18 protein-coding genes and 1 tRNA gene are annotated in these 20,781 nt (G+C 63.2%); 11 read left to right on the top strand and 8 right to left on the bottom strand.

Annotation, left to right across the window (positions count from 1 at the left end):
* Positions 1–17: 17 nt before the first annotated feature.
* From J5J83_RS02915 to thrC, 3 genes are all read right to left on the bottom strand, one after another.
* Positions 18–92, bottom strand: a tRNA-Val gene (locus tag J5J83_RS02915).
* A gap of 79 nt (positions 93–171) precedes the next feature.
* Positions 172–1,233 carry a GGDEF domain-containing protein gene (locus J5J83_RS02910; protein ID WP_212345147.1) on the bottom strand — a complete coding sequence of 354 codons (1,062 nt, stop codon included), beginning with the start codon at positions 1,231–1,233 and terminating at the stop codon, positions 172–174.
* A gap of 196 nt (positions 1,234–1,429) precedes the next feature.
* Positions 1,430–2,878 (bottom strand): threonine synthase, encoded by a 1,449-nt coding sequence (gene thrC, locus J5J83_RS02905; protein ID WP_212345144.1) that lies wholly within the window; start codon positions 2,876–2,878, stop codon positions 1,430–1,432.
* Positions 2,879–3,193: 315 nt separating this feature from the next.
* Between thrC and pabB the strand changes: the two genes are divergently transcribed.
* The 3 genes from pabB (at position 3,194) to J5J83_RS02890 (ending at position 8,772) form a co-directional block, all read left to right on the top strand.
* On the top strand, positions 3,194–5,038 hold the full coding sequence (pabB, locus tag J5J83_RS02900; RefSeq protein WP_349251855.1) for an aminodeoxychorismate synthase component I: 1,845 nt from the start codon (positions 3,194–3,196) through the stop codon (positions 5,036–5,038).
* Between the two features lie 181 nt (positions 5,039–5,219).
* Complete coding sequence (locus J5J83_RS02895) at positions 5,220–5,945, top strand: alpha/beta fold hydrolase (protein WP_212345138.1); 726 nt, start codon at positions 5,220–5,222, stop codon at positions 5,943–5,945.
* A 130-nt stretch (positions 5,946–6,075) separates the two neighbouring features.
* A complete protein-coding gene (locus J5J83_RS02890) occupies positions 6,076–8,772 on the top strand; it encodes an EAL domain-containing protein (RefSeq protein WP_212345135.1) in 2,697 nt (898 codons plus the stop codon).
* A gap of 103 nt (positions 8,773–8,875) precedes the next feature.
* On the opposite strand, the gene J5J83_RS02885 is transcribed toward J5J83_RS02890, so the two are convergent.
* Positions 8,876–9,499, bottom strand: coding sequence for a glutathione S-transferase family protein (locus J5J83_RS02885; RefSeq protein ID WP_212345130.1), 624 nt, complete (start codon positions 9,497–9,499; stop codon positions 8,876–8,878).
* A 242-nt stretch (positions 9,500–9,741) separates the two neighbouring features.
* Between J5J83_RS02885 and J5J83_RS02880 the strand changes: the two genes are divergently transcribed.
* The 4 genes from J5J83_RS02880 (at position 9,742) to J5J83_RS02865 (ending at position 12,422) form a co-directional block, all read left to right on the top strand.
* Positions 9,742–10,011 carry a hypothetical protein gene (locus tag J5J83_RS02880; RefSeq protein ID WP_212345118.1) on the top strand — a complete coding sequence of 90 codons (270 nt, stop codon included), beginning with the start codon at positions 9,742–9,744 and terminating at the stop codon, positions 10,009–10,011.
* 64 nt (positions 10,012–10,075) lie between these two features.
* Positions 10,076–10,972 carry a DUF692 domain-containing protein gene (locus J5J83_RS02875; RefSeq protein ID WP_212345115.1) on the top strand — a complete coding sequence of 299 codons (897 nt, stop codon included), beginning with the start codon at positions 10,076–10,078 and terminating at the stop codon, positions 10,970–10,972.
* Complete coding sequence (locus J5J83_RS02870) at positions 10,960–11,790, top strand: DNA-binding domain-containing protein (RefSeq protein WP_212345113.1); 831 nt, start codon at positions 10,960–10,962, stop codon at positions 11,788–11,790. Before J5J83_RS02875 ends, J5J83_RS02870 begins: the two co-directional genes overlap by 13 nt.
* Positions 11,787–12,422, top strand: coding sequence for a VTT domain-containing protein (locus J5J83_RS02865; RefSeq protein ID WP_212345111.1), 636 nt, complete (start codon positions 11,787–11,789; stop codon positions 12,420–12,422). Before J5J83_RS02870 ends, J5J83_RS02865 begins: the two co-directional genes overlap by 4 nt.
* 15 nt (positions 12,423–12,437) lie before the next feature.
* Here the strand turns inward: J5J83_RS02865 and J5J83_RS02860 are convergent, their stop codons facing one another.
* The gene (locus J5J83_RS02860; protein WP_212345101.1) at positions 12,438–14,459 is read right to left on the bottom strand and encodes a methyl-accepting chemotaxis protein; all 2,022 of its coding nucleotides are present in this window, start codon (positions 14,457–14,459) and stop codon (positions 12,438–12,440) included.
* A gap of 325 nt (positions 14,460–14,784) precedes the next feature.
* On the opposite strand from J5J83_RS02860, the gene J5J83_RS02855 reads away from it, so the two are divergent.
* From J5J83_RS02855 to J5J83_RS02840, 4 genes are all read left to right on the top strand, one after another.
* A complete protein-coding gene (locus tag J5J83_RS02855) occupies positions 14,785–15,543 on the top strand; it encodes a GntR family transcriptional regulator (RefSeq protein ID WP_212345099.1) in 759 nt (252 codons plus the stop codon).
* Between the two features lie 53 nt (positions 15,544–15,596).
* On the top strand, positions 15,597–16,616 hold the full coding sequence (locus J5J83_RS02850; RefSeq protein WP_212345097.1) for a TRAP transporter substrate-binding protein: 1,020 nt from the start codon (positions 15,597–15,599) through the stop codon (positions 16,614–16,616).
* Between the two features lie 34 nt (positions 16,617–16,650).
* Complete coding sequence (locus tag J5J83_RS02845; protein ID WP_212345095.1) at positions 16,651–17,706, top strand: aromatic ring-hydroxylating dioxygenase subunit alpha; 1,056 nt, start codon at positions 16,651–16,653, stop codon at positions 17,704–17,706.
* Between the two features lie 71 nt (positions 17,707–17,777).
* Complete coding sequence (locus tag J5J83_RS02840; protein WP_212345092.1) at positions 17,778–18,743, top strand: PDR/VanB family oxidoreductase; 966 nt, start codon at positions 17,778–17,780, stop codon at positions 18,741–18,743.
* A gap of 91 nt (positions 18,744–18,834) precedes the next feature.
* Here J5J83_RS02840 and J5J83_RS23100 read toward each other — a convergent pair whose 3' ends face one another.
* The 3 genes from J5J83_RS23100 to J5J83_RS02825 all read right to left on the bottom strand — a co-directional run.
* Positions 18,835–19,215, bottom strand: a complete 381-nt coding sequence (locus tag J5J83_RS23100; RefSeq protein ID WP_212345090.1) for a MarR family transcriptional regulator — start codon at positions 19,213–19,215, stop codon at positions 18,835–18,837.
* A gap of 331 nt (positions 19,216–19,546) precedes the next feature.
* A complete protein-coding gene (locus J5J83_RS22890; RefSeq protein WP_249116128.1) occupies positions 19,547–19,711 on the bottom strand; it encodes a hypothetical protein in 165 nt (54 codons plus the stop codon).
* 183 nt (positions 19,712–19,894) lie between these two features.
* Positions 19,895–20,781: FAD-binding protein (locus J5J83_RS02825; protein WP_212345088.1), on the bottom strand; the 887-nt coding region annotated here is incomplete at its 5' end.

Genomic DNA, 20,781 nt, shown 5'->3' with positions numbered 1-20,781 from the left:
CAACGCTTTCCCACCGTTGGTGGGCGGTACTGGGATCGAACCAGTGACCCCTGCCGTGTGAAGGCAGTGCTCTACCGCTGAGCTAACCGCCCTTCGCGAAAGAGGCCGGATTGTAGAAGCCGCACCCGCCGGCGTCAATAGCTGCGGGTGCAACAGCACATACCGACGCGCTCAATTGAGCTCGACTTCGGTCAGTACCCGGTTGCGACCGCTGTTCTTGGCAGCATAGAGTGCCATGTCCGCCCGCGCGAGAAATCCATCGATATCCTCGCCCCTGCGCCGCGTCGCCACCCCGAGCGATATCGTGAACGGGTCGAGCGCGAGCTTGTCCTGCCGCCGCACGAGGCGAAGCCGCTCGACCTTCTTCCTGATCGATTCCGCAACCACCGAGGCCTCGTCCAGGTCGCGTCTCGGCAGCAGGATGACGAACTCCTCGCCACCGAAACGCACGGTCACGTCGTCACCACTTACAGACTCACGCATGACCTTGGCCACATGGCGAATGACGACGTCACCCACCGCATGTCCGTAGGTGTCATTGATGCGCTTGAAATGGTCGATATCGATCACCACCGCCGCCATCTCGTCCGGCACGCCCTTGCCAGTCATCTCCTCGAGCCGGTATTCCATGCCGCGACGATTGAGCAGCCCGGTCAAGGGATCACTCATGGCCTCGCGGCGGTGACGCTCGAGCTCATCGCGCAGTTTGTGCGCTTCCTTGTCTGCAGCCTCCAGCCGCCCTCTGAGCGCTTCATTGCTGGCATGCACCTTGACTGCCGCAGCCAGAAGATCCGCTGCAATCGTACCTACAGCGACGCCATCCTCCTCGTTCTCATCCTCGAGCCGGGCGATATTGCTCTCTACGGCTGAGCGGAAACCGGAGGCACTCTGCCCGGCCTCGCTGATGTCATCGATCAGCCCATTCACCAGTGTCTGCAGATTGCCGCCGAGCCCGCGCAGACTGCGGAACTGTTCGCGGGCCAGGTACTCGTCGTGGAACTCGCGCATCAGCAAGTCGTCGAGCGCCTTTCCCGCCTGCAGGTGCAGTTCGATGCGCTCGTTCAGTGCAGGAACGCCTCCCATGCGATATTCATACGCGACCGCGTAGTTGATGGGTTTCGGATGCAGCGCATGCGCAAGGAGAAACTCTATGACGTCGTGGGCAAGTGCCCTGGCCTCTTCCGGGACCGTTACCGACTTCGATGCCGACGACTTCTCGCTCAACGCATTCATCCGATGCTCATCTCGACAATATATGACTAAAGTCTTCACACAGTCGTGCGGAAGACGCCCGTTTTCGCCCTTCATTCAGGCAAATGACGAACTTCGGGAGTCTAACGCGTGAACGCGGCTGCTCACAACGAAAGTCATGCATGTCGAACGCGGCCAGACCACAGTGGAGTCCCTGGTCGGGGACTCCGCCCTGCAGTCACACCCGCGCTGCGATGAAGCGCTTGATCTGCTCGCTGTCGGGCGCCATCACTTCCACACGCTGCGGCAGCTGCTCGAGCCCCTGCAGATCGGCCGGCACCTCGGGCTCGCGTCCCAGCGCCTCGCGGATGGTCTCGGCAAATTTCACCGCCAGCGCCGTTTCCAGCACCAGCAGGGGCACGCCCGCGGGCACCGTATGCGCCAGCTCACGCGCCACCTTGACGCCATCGGCCGTATGCGTATCGATGACCAGACCATAGGCGTCGTGAATGCTGCGGATCGTGGCCAGACGGTCCGCATGGCTGCTGCTGCCGGAAACAAAGGCAAAATCGGCCAAGCGTGCAAAGAACGGGGTATCGCTCAGATCGAATGCACGGCCGGCATCGACCTCGGCCCACAATTCGGCCACCTTCTTCGGGTCGCGACCGACGAGGTCGTACACGAAACGCTCGAAATTCGACGCCTTGGAGATATCCATTGACGGGCTCGACGTCACGCTGGTCTCGGCAGCCTTGCGCGGCCGATACACACCTGTGCGGAAGAACTCGTCGAGCACGTTGTTCTCGTTGGTGGCGAGGATCAGCTTCGCCACCGGCAAACCCATCTGGCGGGCGATATGGCCCGCGCAGATATTGCCGAAGTTGCCCGACGGCACGCAGAACGCAACCTGCTGGTCGTTCGACGTGGTGGCTTCGAAATAGCCCTTGAAGTAATACACGATCTGCGCCGCGACCCGCGCCCAGTTGATCGAGTTAACCGCGCCGATCTTGTGCTTCGCCTTGAAGGCGTGATCGTTCGACACCGCCTTTACGATGTCCTGTGCGTCGTCGAACATGCCGGTAACGGCGATATTGAAGATATTGTCATCCTGCAGCGAGTACATCTGCGCACGCTGGAACGCACTCATCTTGCCGTGCGGCGACAGCATGAATACACGTACGCCCTTCTTTCCGCGCATGGCGTATTCGGCAGCCGAACCGGTGTCACCCGAGGTCGCGCCGAGAATATTGATGGTTTCGCCGCGCTTGGCCAGCACGTACTCGAACAGGTTGCCGAGCAATTGCATCGCCATGTCCTTGAACGCGAGCGTCGGGCCGTTGGACAACTCCAGCAGCCCGAGCTTGCCCGGTTCGATCCATTGCACCGGCGTGATGTCCGCCGCGTCGTTGCCCGGACGCGTGTGGCAATAGACTTCTGCGGTATAGGTCTTGTCGCAGATCGCCTTGAGATCGGCCGCCGGGATGTCGGTAATGAACTTCGACAGAATGGCAAAGGCGAGTTCGGCGTAGGACATCGACCGCCATGCATCGAGTTCGGCACGCCCGATCTGCGGATAGGACTCGGGCAGGTAAAGACCGCCATCGGGCGCAAGCCCGCCGAGCAGGATGTCGCAGAATTCGGGATTGGCGGGCTGGCCAGCATGGCCGCGGGTGGAGATGTACTTCACGGAACAGTCCTCGGGGTCAGCGGATTGAGCACGCACAAACGGGGTGCGCGCGAAACGCAAAGGCGAGAGTTTAACGAAACCTGGGCGCAGATTCGTAAGGTTTGTGCACCCGGCCGGCCAAAACACGAAGGCGGCGTGCTCAAGCGTCGCCATGCGCTGTCCACATGCCACGCGACGACATCGAACCCATTTTCGACGGCCCGCAACCCGGAAGACGGCATTTTGCCGGCACAATAAGGGCTGACGCCGCCCTTGACGCTTTCACCCATGATCGCGGCCCCAGACCCCACCATGACTTCTCGCCCGACATCCGCCGTGACACGACTCGCCGACCAGCCTCCCCCCACCGATCCGGCACCAGGCTGGGCGCTATTCGACAACAACCTTCCGGGCGGGTCGCACCTGTGGCTATCCGAACCGCTGCGCAAGCTGTGCTGCTACCGGGACGAGGACGTCGTCGCCACCTTCGACGAGATCGAACGCGCGCGCGCCGACGGTTGCTGGGTCGTACTGGCAGCAGCCTATGAACTGGGCCACGCGCTGGAGCCACGCCTGCACACACTCCTCCGCAACGACGGCGCGCCCCTGCTCAGTGCCTGGGTCTTCGCCCGCGCGGAACGGCTGACGCAGGCAGAAGGACTGCAGCGTATCGACGACATGCTGGACGCGCTCGATGACCATCAACGCCACGCTGGCGTGGCGGAACTGAGCGAAGGAATCGACAAGGCCGACTATCTCGAGGCGATCAGGCGCATTCGCGCATGGATTCACGCCGGCGATTGCTATCAGGTAAATTTTACCTGGCCGCTGTCGGGCACGATCTACGGTTCTCCCCTCGCCTTGTATCGGCGCCTGATGGACGCCCAGCCTGTTGCACACGGGGCCTTCATCGCAGACGCAGATGGCACGGCGATTCTGTCGCGTTCGCCGGAGCTTTTCGTCGAGCGCCGCGGCGCGCGCTTGCGGTGCCGGCCGATGAAGGGCACCGCACCGCGCTCGAGTGACCCCGACGCGCTCGCGCAATCGACCAAGGATCGCGCAGAGAACGTGATGATCGTCGACCTCATCCGCAACGATCTCGGCCGCCTGGCACCGGCCGGCGGCGTGAAGGTGGAATCGCTGTGCGCCATCGAGGCTTACCCCTCCGTATGGCAGATGACCTCCACCGTCAGCGCCGGGCCGGTGGACGCCAACTTGCTCGGCATCTTTCGCGCGCTGTTTCCTTGCGGCTCGGTGACCGGCGCACCGAAGATCCGCGCCATGGAGATCATTCGCGAGCTCGAGCCCGCCGCGCGCGGTCTGTATTGTGGCGCGCTGGGCTGGATCGATCCCGACGGCGATTTCAGTTTCAGCGTGCCCATTCGTACCCTGAATGCGGCGGCGGACGGACGCTTCGACCTGAATCTGGGCAGTGGCATCGTTGCCGACTCCGAGGGCGAATCCGAATGGGCAGAATGCCTGCTCAAGGGGCGGTTCCTGACTGCGCTCGGCGCCGCCTTCGGTCTCATCGAAACGCTGCGTTGCGAAGCAGGCGCCGCGAGCCCCTATCCCCGCCTGAATGGCCACTTGCACCGCCTGGCCCGCTCGGCGGACCTCTTCGGCCATGCCTGCGACATCTCGGCAATCCGGAACGCCCTGCTGGCCCTGGCCAATTCACTGTCGAGCGGCACTTACCGGGTCCGACTCGAACTGTCACCAACGGGCCACACCGCGATCACCCACCACCCCCTCGACACGGTCGATGAAGGTGTTCAACGCCTCGCGCTGAGCACCACGCGCGTCGATAGCGGCGACTTGCTGCTGCGGCACAAGACCACTGCACGCGCAACCTACGACAAGGCGCTGCAGCATGTCCTCGAGCGCGGGTATTTCGACATCCTGTTCCTGAACGAGCGCGACGAGGTGGCCGAAGGCGCACGCAGCAACATCTTCGTCGACGACGGAGACGGCATGCTCCACACGCCGCCGCTGAGTGCCGGCGTGCTCGACGGCGTGCTGCGCCGCGAACTGCTCGACACAGGCCGCGCCATCGAACGCACGCTGACGCTCGATGCGCTCGCGCAGGCCAGGACGGTCTATGCAGGCAACGCCCTGCGTGGTCTGGTTCCCGTTGTCATCGACGACCTTCCGGACCGGGTGTGCCCAGATTCACCTGCCTGAACGGCTTGCCACCAGACGGTTGACCATCCGATGCTGCTTGATGCCAATCCGAAATGCGGCAGAATGCGGACATCCCCCTTGGCACCGTCATGCCAGGCCCCAGTCAAGGTTTGCTCCGGCGCACTGCCGTCCCGCCGCCAAACGCGACCTTGCGCTACTTCATCTCGACAGGAGTCCCGCAATGAACACCCACGCAGCACCTCGGTCCGGACCGTCCGCACTGCTCCCCGCGATCGAAGTCGAAACCGGCCCGGCGCCCGTTGCATCGGTCATCTGGCTGCATGGTCTCGGGGCTGACGGTCATGACTTCGAGCCCGTCGTCGATGCACTCGACCTCCACGATCTGCCCCCGATCCGTTTCGTCTTTCCCCATGCGCCGCCGCGACCGGTAACGATCAATGCCGGCTACGTAATGCGAGCATGGTACGACATCGTTTCGGCCGATTTCTCCCCCCGTCGTGAAGATCCGCAAGGCGTCCATGATGCTGCCGCGCAAATCGAGGCCCTCATTGCCCGCGAGAACGCGCGCGGCGTGGACGACCGGAACATCGTGCTTGCAGGCTTTTCCCAAGGCGGGGCGATCGCGCTGCATGTCGGCCTGCGTCATCCGGGCCGTCTGGCCGGCATCATGGCGCTATCCACCTATGTGCCGCTGGCCGACACCCTCGCCGCGGAACTCGCCCCTGCCAATCGTGACATTCCGATCTTCATGGCCCACGGGCGCGACGACAACGTCATCCCCTGCACCTTCGGCCGCGCCTCCTGCGACTTGCTGGGCGGACTTGGTCTGAGTCCGAAATGGGTCGACTACCCGGCGGATCATACGGTCACGATGGACGAACTGCATGACATCCAGGATTGGCTGCGCGAAAGTGCATTGAAGCACCTCGCACGTGGCGGATACTGACACCAGGCTACGCCTCTCATGTCGGCGCAGGTCGAAAATGAACAGTCGTTCCTCAGCAAGATTTGCGCTCAATCAACCCCCCGGATGCGCTCGACAAGCATAATTCCACTATTCAATTCGGACTACCCGTATGGAGCGCGATAGCGTCCGCCGTTTGCCCGCCAGGCACAACGGCGGAGAATCCTGGCGAAGACGCGTTACGATTGCCTGTGGCGTCGCCGCCCTGAGCACCTACATCGCGCTGGGCCTGTTCAGCCTGCACCAATCCTATGAACGGGAAATGGACTTCGCCCGCCACAGTCAGGAGAATCTCGCGAGAGTCCTGGAACGGCACGCGGCCAATACGATAGAAAAGATCGATACCGTGCTGGTGGCGAGTCAGCTGCGCCTGAATGCAGCCTTCGCCGGCGAAGCGATGGAAGCGACTGCGATCAACGCGGCCCTGTCGAGCTATCTCGACCTGATTCAGGAATCGCAAAGCCTGCGCGTCGCTGACGAAAACGGGCACTTCATTTTCGATGCATCTGGCAGCATCTCAAATGCAACAATCACAGACCGTGCCTATTTTCAGCGCAGCGCCGAGAGCGACGGCCGGCAACTGATCATTTCCGAACCCATCTTCGCTCGAATCACCCGCAACTGGGTCATTACCCTGAGTCGGCGAATCGACGACGGCCACGGCGGCTTTGGTGGGCTGATCCAGGCGGCCGTGCGTGCCGACCATTTCGAGAGTTTCTACTCCACCCTCAAGTTTGCGTCTCCGCAGAGCGTGACATTGATTGACGACCAGCTGCGGCTGGTTGCGCGTTATCCGCTCGCCACGGAAAAACTGGGCAAACCGATCGATAGCGCATCCTTGCGAAAACTCGTCGCCGAAGGCAAGAGCGAGGGGATCTATACCGCAAGCTCCGGTATCGACGGCGTCGAGCGCCTCTACGCGGTGCGCAAGGTGGGAAAATATCCGCTCTACGTCATTGCCGGCCGAGCGACAGACGACTTCCTGGGCTCCTGGTATCAGCAAGTCAAATGGACGACGATCAGTGCCCTGATTCTGGCGATCGTCCTGACAGGCTGGATCGTCGTATGGCTGCGCACCTATGACGAGGCCAGACGACTGGCGCGAGGCATGACCGAGGCCTACGAGACAACCCTGCGGCGAAACCGCGCCCTCCTCGACAGCCTGCCCGACCCGGCGTGGCTGACTGACCGCAGCCAGCGCATGATCGCGGTCAACGAGGCCTACGTACGTGCCAGCGGGCAGGAGAAAACGCAGATACTGGGTCGTACGGTCGATGAGATCTGGCCGGAACGGACCGCTTCATCATTGCGGCAACAGGATTCGGAGGTGCGCAGCAGCCGGACGCAGCAGACGCGCACTGGCTCGCAGGAGATTGCAGGCGGAGACATACGTCATTTCGAGTACATCTCCACGCCGGTCCTCGACGAACTGGGCGAAATTGCAGGCGTGGCCGGGGTTGCGCGCGATATTACGCAGATGTACGAAGACCAGGCGCGCATCCGCCACCTCGCAGAACACGACATTCTCACCGACCTCCCCAACCGCGCACTGCTCGAAACCAGAATGTCGGCGGCCCTTGTCGATGCGTTGGGCGATCAGGTGCAGATTGCCTTGCTGTTTCTGGATCTCGACCACTTCAAGTTCGTGAATGACACGCTCGGACACACCATCGGCGACCAGTTGCTCCTGCAGGTGGCACAGCGCATGCGCGACAATCTCGACGAACGCGACACCATCAGCCGTCAGGGGGGCGACGAGTTCGCCGTGCTACTGCAGGGATTCAACAGTCTGTCTCGTGTCGCAACCATCGCCCAGCGTTTGATTGACCTCATCAATCAACCCTTTGTCGTCGACGGGCGCGAGCTATTGATTGGCGCAAGCATCGGCATCAGCACCTATCCCCGTGATGGAGCCGACATCGGCACCTTGCTCAAGAATGCCGACACGGCCATGTACCAGGCCAAAGCGGCAGGCGGGAACGGCTATCGCTTCTTCACGCCAGAAATGAATGTCCGCATCTCCGAACGCGTTGACCTCGAAAACAGCCTGCGCCGCGCGATACTGGCACAGGAGTTCCGGCTCCACTACCAGCCGCAAGTCGATGGCAACACCGGCCGACTGATCGGCCTCGAAGCACTGATACGCTGGCAACACCCGGATCGGGGTGAAATTCCGCCTGCGCGCTTCATACCCATTGCCGAAGAAAGCAACCTCATCGACACGATCGGAGAGTGGGTCTTGCACGAAGCATGTCGACAAAGCCGCGCCTGGCGTGATCAGGGCTACCCACCCGTGGTCGTGGCCGTCAATGTGTCCGCCGTTCAGCTACGTCAGCGCAATCTCGCCGCCCAGGTCAGCACAGCACTCGCGGCCAACGGGCTCGATGCAGCGTGGCTCGAACTGGAGATCACCGAAAGCGCCTTCATCGGTGACACCGAGAGAATCGTCGAAACCCTGCATGAACTCCATGCGCTGGGTGTCAAACTCTCGGTTGACGACTTCGGCACCGGTTACTCGAGTCTCGGCTATCTGAAACGCCTGCCGTTCTCCCGCATCAAGATCGACCAATCCTTCGTTCGCGACTTGCCCGGCAACGAAGACGATGCGGCCATCATCAAGGCGATTATCGGCATTGCCCACAATATGCAGAAAGAAGTCATTGCCGAAGGCGTGGAAGAGACCGTGCAGCGAGACTACCTCATCGCGCATGGCTGCTACCTCATGCAGGGGTTCCACTTCGGCCGCCCGATGGCGGCCGCCGAACTGGGCCCCTGGCTGACGCGCTGCGCATTGTCTGAACAGAACTGAGCACCACCCGCGACGGGATCGGGACTCGATGGCGCCGTGACTCGCCCCAGGCAGCCTGCACCGCTGCCGATTGCTGCGCCGGCGTTCAACGGCGCCTGCCAGGTCAAGCCGCGCCGAGCCTTGCGTAGTACTGTGCGATCTCGGGAAGGCTCCCGACCCGCTGTACGTAGGTCGTGAGTTTCGGCGCCACCGCATCGACCAGGTCGACCGGAATGTGGTCCAGCTTTCCGGAGCACAGCCAACGCAGCAGGGTGAAGGCTTTCAGATCGGCCACGGTCAGGCGGTTGTCGGCGAAATACATCCCGCCGTGATTCTCCAGTTGTGTCTCGAGCCACCGTAGATACGTCGGCAAGACATCGCTCACCAGTGCGCCCCGCGCATTCTTCAACTCGTCGCCGCTCAGGCCGAAGGTGGCGCCGAGCTTGATGTTCAGATCTTCGAGCGCACCCATCACCTCATCGCACAGCAGGGCCTGGAAGGCATCTTCGGGGTACAGGCCGGCAAGCTTGCCTGCGTAACGACTGATCGCATCGCTTTGCGTGACCTGCACTGCGTTGACGTGAAGCGTGGGCACCTGATTCAGGGGGGTCGTCTTGCGCACTTCGGGAAAATCGCTGGGCGCGAACCGATAGTCCTCGAACGCGATACCGCCGATGTGCAGCGCCAGCCGTGCTGGTTCGGCGCGTCCGCCGGCAAAGTCAAAATACGTCAGTTTCAGCCTATCCATGATCCGCTTCCTGTGTTGGGTTGGGCCTGATCGGGCGTGCCTCGACGCCCTGATCGGCAGCGATCGATGTGATTCGATCGCGACGCCGCAAGCGCATGATACGTCGCCGCCGAGCCGAAGAACTTTCTTCCGCCGCGTAAGGTTTCGCCACCATGGTCGTCTAAGCACTGCCCGGCTGATTTTCGGAGCCTGCATCCGAAGACCGAGGCCCTTCCCATCCAACCGATACAGAGGAGATTCAAATGTCCAACATCATCAACGGCGCACGCATGGCAGCCATGGCCGCGGCCTTCGCGACCTCGGCAGTGGCTTTCGCCGCAGACCTGCCGGCGGGCGTCAGCGCCAACGACACGGTACATTGCTATGGCGTCAATGCCTGCAAGGGCCAGGCGGACTGCAAGACTGCGCAGAACGAGTGCAAGGGCATGAACTCGTGCAAGGGCCACGGCTTCAAGGCCATGAAGGCGGCGGAATGCGTGGGCGCCAAGGGAACGATCGGCGACCTGAAGTAATCACGCTCCACCGGTTGGGGGCGCTGCAGCCTCCAACCGCATCCTCCGCTTCGGGAATCAAGTCATGAGCATTGAGCGCTCGCACGCCGCCGGAATAGATGACCGCATTCCGGCCCTCGGATATGGGCTGGGTCTGCGCCCAGTCCATTACGCCGATTTCCTCCGCGGTCCGCAACGCATCGACTGGCTCGAGATCATTTCCGAGAACTACATGGTACAGGGCGGCAAGCCACTGGCCATGCTCGATGCGATTCGTCGCGACTACCCGGTCGTGATGCACGGCGTGTCAATGTCGATCGGATCGGTCGAGCCTCTGAACCGGCAGTATCTCGCCGATCTCAAGGTCTTCGCCCAACGCATCGAACCGGCGTGGATCTCGGACCACCTGTGCTGGACCGGCGTACATGGTGTCAACCTGCATGATCTCTATCCCCTGCCCTATACCGAAGAAGCCATTCACCACGTCGTGACGCGGATCAGACAGGTGCAGGACATACTGGAACGCAGGCTGGTAATCGAAAACGTCTCGAGCTATCTGAGCTATGCTGAATCGACCATGAGCGAATGGGCATTCGTCAGCGCCATCGCCGAAGAAGCCGACTGCCACCTCTTGCTCGACGTCAATAATATCTACGTGAGCAGCGTCAATCACGGCTTCGACCCGCTCGAGTTCATTGCCGGCGTTCCCGCCGAGCGCGTACAGCAGATCCATCTCGCAGGGCATTCGAACATGGATGGCTTCATCATCGACACTCACGACGCACCGATCATCGATCCGGTGTTCGATCTCTACGCGGCCGCGTGCCGCCGCTTCGGCAGCGTCAGCAGCATGATCGAGCGCGACGACAACATCCCTCCGCTTGGCGAGCTGATTGCCGAACTCGACCAGGTGCGCCGCATCGCTGCAGCGTCGACCGGCCAGACGGCACACGCACCGGAGCGCGCGTCATGTCCGGTGTGAATCTCGCATCCACGCAGGCGCGCCTGAAGACCTATCTGCTGGACGCAGCCAACGACCCCACCGCCGTACTGCCCCTGCTCGAAGGGGGTTTCGGCCTGGCGCGCGAAGCACGCCTCGACATTTACCATTCGGCCTATCGTGCGCGGCTGCGTGATGCGCTCGGTGCGGTGTTCGAGCGCACCTGGACCTATGTCGGCGACGAGGAGTTCGAGCGCGAAACAAGGCGCTACATCGAGCAGACACCTTCGCACAGCCCGAACCTGCGCGATTACGGCGGGAGCTTTCCTGAATTCCTCGCCGCCTCGCTGCCCTCAGACCCCGAAGTTGCCGAACTCGCGCACATGGACTGGCGCTTGCATGAAGCCTTCGATGCGCCCGACCGCCACCGTCTGCAGCCCGACGCACTCATGCGGCTTTCGGATGCCGACTGGGAAAGTGCAGCCTTCGTTTTCTCACCGGGCGTGGCGCTTGCGGTTTTCGCCTGGAACACGATCGACGTCTGGCACGCACTCGACCAGGGGCTCACACCACCGCCCGCCCGTGCCCTTCCCCTGCCCGTTGCGTGCCTCTTCTGGCGCAACGACAAGCAGAGCAGCTTCCGTTCGTTGCACACAGTCGAGCACCGCATGCTGGAGCGCCTGCTTGCGGGCGAAGGCTTCGCCGAAGTCTGCGCCACCATCGCCGGCGATGATCCGGACGCGGCCGAGCTGTTCGGTCCCTGTCTGCAACGCTGGCTGAGCGAAGGCCTGATCAGTCGGATCTCGACCGCAGGCGGTACCGACGGTAAGCCACAGTGCGAAGGAAACGTGCCGACATGAACGCGAGTCGCGGCATCACGAGACCCGACCCGGGCGCGCCCCATTCGGCTGAGAACCGCGTGCTGGCATGGTTCAGACGCCATGCCCGACTCGTTCTGGTGCTGCTCTTCATCGCAACGATACTGCTCGTGGTTCAGCTCACCGGCATTCGTCAACATTTCGAGCTCGACTTCATCCGCGCGCAGTTCGAGCATCACCTCATCACCGGCACCGCGACCTTCATCCTGTTGTTCGCGCTGGGAAACCTGATCCAGATCCCGGGCTGGATCTTTCTTGCTGCTGCCGTGCTTGCCCTCGGCCAGATCGGGGGCGCGGCCGTCACCTACGTCGCCGCGGTGATCTCCTGCATCGTGATTTTCCTGCTGATCCGCCTCGTCGGCGGCGACGCCTTGCGCAATCTGGACAACCGTCTTGCCCGCCGCCTGCTCCAACAGCTCGACCGCCGTCCGGTATGGAGCCAGTTCTGGCTGCGCACGCTGTTCCAGACCGCACCGGCGCTCAACTACACGCTGGCGCTGTCAGGCGTGCGCCTGCGCGACTACTGCGTGGCCCTGCTCATCGGCCTGCCGCTGCCCATCGTCCTCTACAGCCTCTTCATCGATTATCTGGCAATGGCCATTCATCCGGCGTGACGGTGAGCGTCCGATTCAGACCCGAAAGCGCGCAATCAGGTTGCGCAGTTCGCCCGACATGCGCTGCAGGCGCTCGGCCTCACCCGCCGCGCTGGCAACCGCAACGTCGTTCTGCCCGGCCATGGCGGCGATACGTGCCACATAGTCGCTGATGCTGCGCACCTCCTCGGCCTGCGTTCGCATCGCCGCGGTAATCAGATCCACACCCTCCGAAGTCTTGGCCACCGAGTCGCTGGCGGACGAGAGTTGCCCCGAGACCGTTTTCAGGAAGCCTTCGCTCGCCGACAGGGACTCCTGCCCGCGCCGGATGGCGCCGGCCACATCGTCGGAGCGGCAGTTGATCGCCTGCGTGAGACGATCGATCTCGCTCGCCGAACTGGCAGACTTTTCCGCCAGCTTGCGCACCTCGTCCGCCACCACCGCAAAGCCGCGGCCCTGTTCGCCGGCACGAGCGGCCTCGATCGCGGCATTGAGCGCCAGCAGGTTGGTCTGCTCGGCGATGTCGCGCACCTGCCCGGTCATGCCGCGGATATCCAGCGTGGTGCGCACGAACTCGGAGACCGACGAGGTGATCTGCTCCACTGCTGCGCGCACGATGGCGATCTCGTCCTGAAGCCGGGTCAGGCCCTTGTACCCCTCGTCGGTCTTGTTGCGCCCATCGCGGGCGATGCCATCCACCTCGTCCGCATTACCCGCCACCTGGCCGATGCTCTCCGACATGGCATTTGCCGAGGTCGCCGTCTCCTGCGTCAGCCGGCTCTGTTCGGCCGAGCCCGACGCGACCTGGCGGGTGGCCTCGTTCATCGCCCCTGCTGCCTTGCCCAGCGCCTCGGCACTCGACTTGAGGGTGTGGATGACCTCCGCAAACGCTGCGGCCATGCGATTGAAACTGTCGGCGATATCGGCAAACTCATCGCGGCTGCCGACATCGATGCGATAGGTCAGCTCACCATCGGCAAGACGCTTTCCCCCTTCGAGCAGTTGGGCCGTTCCCTGCTGCAGACTGAGATAGGACCCCATCGACAGGTAACCCGCCAGTGCCAGCCCCAGTGCAACGAGGCCAAGATTGATTGCGAGCTGCGTGGACAGCGCCGCCGATCGTGAGTCGAGTTGCACCTTCAAGGCATCGGCCACGACGCGCTCGAGCGCCGCTGCCGCCGCCCGGCTGCTGTCAGTCTGCTTCAGCACCTCGGCCACCGGGACGTTGATGTTCGCGGTGTTGATCAGCTTGTTCTCAATCAACTTGCGCATCCGTGCGAGACTGGCGTCGATATCGCCCAATCCCTTGTCCAGCGCGGGTTTGAAAGCGGGCGCGGCACCGCCGATCTTCTCGGTGTTCTCGCGAATGCGGTCCAACTGGTTGTGCGCGTCCGCGATCAGGCCGTCGATGCGCCCCATGTCGGCACCGTCGATCATCTCGACGCTGGCGACGCTGGCTGCCTTGAGCCGGATCTGGGCGAACGCACTGAACAGTTGCGGCAGCCGATTGACCAGCGTGTCGTACAGGTAGTTGGTGTCGACCTCGGGATCGAGCGGCAAGCCGGCATGGTCAGCGATCAAGCGCGCCTGCGCAGCGAGGCGGTCACCGAAACGCTTGTGCACATCCCGGATCTCCGGTGCGGACGAGGCGCCGATCACCGAATTGATCACGTCCCACTCCTTGTCGAGCCCGTCCCACGCGGCTTCCATACCGGCGCCGGCCCCCTTGAGCGCATTGCTGCGCGCCGTGGCCAGCGCGGCACCGATACTGGCGCGAAGTGTCTCGGCTTCCTTGCCGAAAGCATTCTCGCCCAGCGCGAAAAGCGAGGACGCAAGCAGGTGCTGATCGAGGAGTTGGCTGACTTCCCGCAGGGCCACGACATGCTGCACGCCCTGCGCCTCAATGTCGGTGCTCTCGAGGCGCTCCCCAACCGACTGCAGAAACTGGACCATCAGCGCCGCCACCAGAATACCGCCGGCCGCACCGATGATGATGAAGCGTGTCGCGAATCGCAGACTGTTCATCATGCGCACAGCAGGGGCAAAAAGAAAATGCATGTCTCGCTCTCCTCGGGTCGATCTGTTTTTTTGTCTGCAGTCTGACAACGACCGCTTGCAGCCGAACTTTAACGAGAAGTCTTCGCAACATCACCTTGTGCCTTTCCACAATCCGCTGCTCGCGCGCGGATGCGTCAGGTACAGAATAGCTACATGTATACATCGCAAAGACATTTTTCCGAATTTGACTATATTTTTTGGCACTCTTCGATATAGTTGTATACATTCAATCAACTCAACTTGGCATCGCCCCACCCGAAGTGCCCGCGGAAGTTCCACATTCATGGGCACGATCTCGTAAAGGGCGATACCGGAGGAAACGCGCATGGGCTCACTCCCGTCCGATCCAGCCGACGTATCGGCATCACAAACGGTCCGCGCGCAGTTGCGGCTGCGCGAGATGATCCTCGATGGCGAACTCCCTGCCGGCGAGCGTATCTCGGAGCCGGTGGTCGCCGAACTTACCGGTATCTCGCGCACCCCGATTCGTTCGGCCCTGATTCGATTGCAGGAAGAAGGCCTGCTCGAGCCGATCCGCTCAGGCGGCTTCCGTGTTCGCGCGTTTTCGGTCGACGAAATTCGTGACGCAATCGAGGTTCGCGGCACGCTCGAGGGACTCGCTGCCCGTCTCGCTGCCGAGCGCGGCGCATCGGCAGCCAACCTGGAGGCGTTGACGGCCTGCGTCGTCACCATTGATCGCCTGCTTGAACAAGGCGATCCGGACGAGGCACGCTTCGCTGCCTATGTCGAGGCCAATTCGCGCTTTCATGAAGTCCTGGCCGCATCGTGTGAAAGTGAAGTCGTACAGCGTCAGGTGGCGCGTGGCAATGCCCTGCCGTTTGCCTCGCCAAACGGCTTCTTGCGCGTACAGGCAGCCGCCCCGGACGCCTTTCAGACGCTGTCGATTGCCAACGCACAGCACCGTGCGGTTGTCGACGCCATCACGCGGCGTGAAGGCGCTCGCGCAGAAGCCTTGATGCGCGAGCATGCGCGCATCGCCCATCGCAACCTGCAGGCCACGTTGGCGAATCCGCGCGTGGTGGATCTCATTCCGGGTGGCCGCCTGATCGTACACGACGGCTGACCCCCTCATCGCAGTCATTCCCCCACCAGAAAAACCTCACAGAGGAGACAACCATGCAGCTGACCCGGAGTGCGGCCCTGGCCGCCATCGCCCTGAGCGCCACATCGGCTCTTGCCCAGCCGGAACCGATCGTACTCAAACTCGCGCATTCCCTGCCGCCGGTCTCGGCCGCCCATACACGCTTCATCGTTCCCTGGTGCGAGCGCATCGAGGCGGAATCGAACAAGCGGATGACCTGCCAGATCTATCCGGCAATGTCGCTGGGCGGCGCGCCCGCCCAACTGCTGCAGCAGGCGCGTGACGGCATCTCCGACATCACGTGGACCTTGCCGGGGTGGACGCCGGGCCGCTTCCCGGTGTCGGAAGTGTTCGAACTGCCCTTCTTCACCACGGATCGCGAAGCCTCGTCGCGTGCATTGTGGGATTTTGTTTCGCAGGACGCGACGAGCGAGTTCGCCGACGTCAAGCCCATCGCCACCTGGGTGACCGGACCTTACGTCTTTCACTTTCGCGACAAGGAAGTTCACACCCTGGACGATCTCAAGGGGCTCAAGGTGCGCGCCCCCTCGCGCCTGGGCAACAAGATGCTTGCCGCGCTCGGCGTGACACCGGTAGGCATGCCGGTGCCGCAGATGCCGGAGGCGCTGTCCAAGGGCGTCATCGGTGGCGCCCTGGTGCCGTGGGAGGTGGTGCCCCCGACCAAGACCCACGAACTGACCCGCTTCCATGCCGAAGCTGCGGGCGAACGTACGATGCTCGCGTCGACCATGATCTTCGTGATGAACAGGAAGAAGTACGACAGTCTGCCGCCCGACCTGAAAAAGGTCATCGACGACAACAGCGGTCGTGATACCTCGGCCTGGATCTCGGCGCAGTTCGCCCCTGCGGACGTGGCCGCGCGCGAGATGACCGTCGCGCGCGGCAATGCCGTGTACGCCATCAGCCCCGACGAAATGAAGAAATGGGATGCGGCCACCCGGGTCGTCACCGAGCAGTGGATCCACGAGGTGCCCGATGGACAGCGCCATTACGACGCAGCCGCAGCCCTCGTCGCACGCTATTCGAAGCAGTGAAGACAAGACACGTTCATCCATGGAGGAACACGACATGACCTTTCCCGTAGACACCTGGTACGTGGCCTGCACGCCCGACGAAATTGCCGACAAGCCGCTTGGCCGCCGCATCTGTGGTGAGCCGATCGCGTTCTACCGTGGTCCCGAAGGCCGCGTCGCAGCAGTCGAGGACTGGTGTCCGCATCGCGGCGCGCCGCTGTCGCTCGGCTATGTCGACAAGGGCAAACTCGTCTGTGGCTACCATGGCCTCGAGATGGGCTGTGACGGCAAGACCGTGCACATGCCCGGGCAGCGCGTACGGGGCTTCCCCGCCATCCGCACCTATCCGGTGGTCGAGCGTCATGGCTTCATCTGGGTGTGGCCGGGCGATCCGGCACTCGCCGACTCAAGCTTGATCCCCGAACTGCAGTGGGCGAACAATCCGGAATGGGCATACGGCGGCGGGCTTTACCATATCGCCTGCGACTACCGCCTGATGATCGACAACCTGATGGATCTCACCCACGAGACCTATGTGCACTCGACCAGCATCGGCCAGAAGGAGATCGACGAGACACCGTGCACCACCCGGACCGAAGGCGACACCGTCATTACCAGCCGTTTCATGGATGGCATCGAAGCACCGCCGTTCTGGAAGATGGCCCTGCGCGCCAATGGCCTGCCCGAAGACCAGCCCGTCGACCGCTGGCAGATCTGCCGTTTCACCCCGCCTTCGCACGTGATCATCGAGGTTGGCGTCGCGCTGGCGGGTCGCGGCGGGTATGACGCACCCCGCGAAGCAAAAGCGTCGAGCACGGTAGTCGACTTCATCACGCCAGAAACGACGACCTCGATCTGGTACTTCTGGGGCATGGCACGCAACTTCAAGCCCGAAGACGAGGCGCTGACCGCGAGCATTCGCGAAGGCCAGGGCAAGATCTTCGCCGAGGATCTGGAGATGCTCGAACGCCAGCAGAAGAACCTCCTGCAATGGCCCGGACGCAGCCTGCTCAAGCTCAACATCGATACCGGTGGCGTTCAGGCCCGCCGCGTCATCGACAGGCTGATTGCTGCGGAACAGGGCACCTCCGTGGCGCTCGCAGCAAACTGAACCACTACCGCACCCATCGCAGCTTCCCCGGCGGCGATCATTCGCCGTCGGGCGCCCCCCGGAGTTGAACAATGAATTCCCCCACCCTGAGCGTCCGCATTGCCCGCAAGGTCACGGAGGCCACAGACATCCTGAGCTTCGAACTGGTCGATGCCGGTGGCGCCCCGCTGCCATCGTTCTCGGCCGGCGCCCACATCGACGTCCATCTGCCCAATGGCATCGTCCGTCAGTATTCGCTGTGCAATGATCCCGGCGAATGCCATCGCTACCTGATCGCCGTGCTTCGCGACCCCGCCTCCCGCGGTGGCTCCACGGCCATGCATGACCGCGTCCATGAAGGCGACGTGCTGCAGATCAGCGCACCCAAGAATCATTTCCCGCTGGTGCACGAGGCCCGCCGCAGTCTGCTGCTTGCCGGCGGCATCGGCGTGACCCCGATCCTGTGCATGGCCGAGCGACTGGCACTGAGCGGCGCCGAATTCGACATGCACTATTGCACCCGTGCGCCCGAGCGCACGGCGTTCCTGAACCGGATCCGGCTGTCGGCTTTCGCACCAAGGGTCCACCTTCATTTCGATGACGGCCCGTCCGACCAGCGCTTCGACCTCGCCGCAACGCTGGCTGGCCCTCAACCCGGCGTGCATCTGTACGTGTGCGGCCCCAAAGGCTTCATGGATGCGGTCCTGGCGTCGGCGCGCGCGCAGGGCTGGCCCGAGCATCAGCTGCACTACGAATTCTTCGCGGCCGAAGTGCAGACGTCGGCGACCGACACAGCCTTCGAAGTGCGACTGGCGAGCTCTGGCCGTACGATCGCGGTCGGTGCCGGGCAGACCGTCACCGCTGCACTCGCCGCGGCGGGCGTCGATGTGCCGACTTCGTGCGAACAGGGCGTGTGCGGAACCTGCCTCACCCGCGTACTCGCCGGCGAGCCCGAGCACCGTGATGCCTATCTGACGCCGGAGGAACAGGCAGCCAATGATCAGTTTCTGCCCTGTTGTTCGCGGGCCAGGTCACCACTGCTGGTACTCGATATGTAAGGCCTGTTGCGCCTGTTGCCGGGTGCCGCCCCCGCAACCGGGCGCGGGCTCCGAAGGGGCAGAGTTGCCCCCTGCCCCGCCCGTTGCCGCCTCAAACCGGGCGGGGCGTCCCCACCCGGTGCAGCAGTTCAAGCAGCATCGCGCGCTCGGCCGGGCACAGTCCGCTCAGCGACGCATCTTCCATCGTCGTCGACAAGGCATGGGCGCGACTGGCGAGGTCGAGCCCCGCCGTCGTGAGACACAGCTGTTGCGCACGGCGATCCTGTTCGCTGCGCACGCGCTCCACCAGTCCGCGAACGACGAGACGGTCAACGAGCGTGGTGAGGTTCGGAGCGGACATCGCAAGTGCCTCGGACAGCCGGGCCTGGGTGGCCGCCTTGTTGGTCAGCAACAGCATCAGCAGTGAAAACTCGGCCGGCCTGAGCTGAAACGGATCGCCAATGCTGGCCTGAAATGCCGCCCGAATGTGCACATCCGCCCGCGCAATGGCAAAGCCCAGAAGGTGTTCAAGTGCGGCGTGATCGATCGTATCCGAGGTTCGGTCGCCGGAATCCCGAGGCCTCCTCGAAAGCGTTTTCGGTGCGGGAAATTTCGATCTTGCAGGACACATGGCGTGTACGATTATGCCAGCAATGACGGCGGTCGGACCTGCCTGCGCGACACGCGCGAAACGCTTGCGACATTTCGCGCGCAGGCGTCCCGACGCTCAAACCAGGCCGAGCAGGCGCCTGGCGTTTTCCTTCAGGATCAGGGGCTGCACTTCCGGCTTGAACCCGGCCTTGTCGAAATCCTTCAGCCACCGATCACCGTGGCCGCATCGCAGCAACGACCGGAATTCCACCATTGTGAATGCGATCGAAGACGCGGCGCCAGCCACTGGAATCCTGCATGACGCCGAATAGGTCGATCGCGCTGGACAAACGACGGGTTGCCAACGGCAGTATGACGCCCTGCTGATCGAGCAGCATCGCGGCTGCGCGCCGAAACAACTGTCAGCCGGTCGGCGTTTCATCCGCTTTCAACGCGGTATGTCACTTGCTTCGACGGGTTGCCTCCACCCGAGCGACGGTGCGGTTTACCGGCGAGTCGGGCATCGGATTTTCAGCGGGCAACCCATCGGCGTAACGACGAGACGCCCGCGGTACCCTTTCCTACAGTGCGCCTGTCAGTTCTGGAATGACACTGAACAGATCGCCCACCAGCCCGTAGTCGGCAACCTGGAAGATCGGCGCTTCCGGGTCCTTGTTGATCGCCACGATCACCTTGGAGTCCTTCATCCCCGCCAGGTGCTGGATCGCCCCCGAGATGCCCACCGCGATGTAGAGCTGCGGGGCGACGATCTTGCCCGTCTGCCCGACCTGGTAGTCGTTGGGCACGTAGCCGGCATCGACCGCCGCACGGCTGGCACCGAGCGCGGCGCCGAGCTTGTCGGCCAGCGGTTCGAGCATGGCGTGGTAGTTCTCGCCGCTGCCCACGCCGCGACCGCCCGAGACGATGATCTTGGCTGCACCCAGTTCGGGCCGTGCGCTCTTGACGATCTCGCGGCTCACCAGCGCGGCCAGCCCGAGGTCGGCCGGTGCGGCGAGCGCTTCGATCGCGGCACTGCCGCCCTCGCCCGCCGCTTCAAACGCGGTGGTGCGCACGGTGATGAGCTTGATCGGGTCGGCGCTCTTCACCGTGGCCAGCGCGTTGCCGGCGTAGATCGGACGCACGAAGGTGTCGGCATCTTCAATGGCGACGATGTCGCTGATCTGCGCCACATCGAGCTGCGCGGCCACGCGCGGCAGCATGTTCTTGCCCGCGCTGGTGGCCGGCACCAGGATGTGGCTGTAGTCCGCAGCCAGCCGCTTCACCAGTTCGGCTACGTTCTCGGCGGTCTGCGCCTCGAGGTGGGCGGCATCGGCCACCCGCACCTTCGCCACCCCGGCGATCTTCGCCGCAGCCTCGGCCGCCGCACCGCAGCCGCTGCCGGCCACCAGCACGTGCACGTCGCTGCCCAGCGCCGCGGCTGCGGTGACGGTGTTGAGGGTGGCCGCCT

The sequence above is a fragment of the Azoarcus sp. L1K30 genome (assembly GCF_018122735.1).
In the GTDB taxonomy this organism is placed as follows: domain Bacteria; phylum Pseudomonadota; class Gammaproteobacteria; order Burkholderiales; family Rhodocyclaceae; genus Parazoarcus.
The sequence above is the reverse complement of the archived record's forward strand: the minus strand, read 5'-3'. Positions and strand labels throughout refer to the sequence as shown.